At 33.6% G+C, this 559-nt stretch carries 1 protein-coding gene; it reads left to right on the forward strand.

Annotated elements, in window-relative coordinates:
* A partial coding sequence (locus C3E88_RS09850; RefSeq protein WP_236910016.1) for a type IV secretory system conjugative DNA transfer family protein occupies positions 1–559 on the forward strand: 559 nt, incomplete at both ends.

Genomic DNA, 559 nt, shown 5'->3' on the forward strand with positions numbered 1-559 from the left:
GTGTCTACCTAAGATATACAAGGATTATTTTACAGACCCTAAACCTGAAAATATGCCTATACTAAGTGACCTTTATAATCTTCTCCAAGAACAAGAAGAAAGTGTAGGAAGAAAGCTGGCTACAGAAATGGAAATCTATGTTACTGGTTCTTTAAATGTATTTAATAACAGAAGTAATGTAGACCTTAATAAAAAGCTTATATGCTTTGATATAAAGGAACTGGGAAATCAACTTAAGAAAATAGGAATGTTAGTAATACAAGACCAGGTATGGAATAAAGTTTCCTCAAATAGGGGGGCTAATAGGGCAACAAGATACTATATTGACGAGTTTCACTTGCTTTTAAAAGATCAGCAAACTGCCCAATACTCAGTTGAAATATGGAAAAGATTTAGAAAGTGGGGTGGAGTTCCAACAGGTATAACACAAAACGTAAAAGACCTTTTAGGAAGTGCAGAAATTGAAAATATCTTTGATAATACAGACTTTGTCCTCATGCTTAACCAAGCTTCTGGAGATAGGGAAATCCTAGCCAAAAAACTTAAAATTTCTCCTTTT

The sequence above is a fragment of the Clostridium sp. Cult3 genome, assembly GCF_021655115.1.
Taxonomy (GTDB): Bacteria; Bacillota; Clostridia; order Tissierellales; family Tepidimicrobiaceae; genus PPXY01.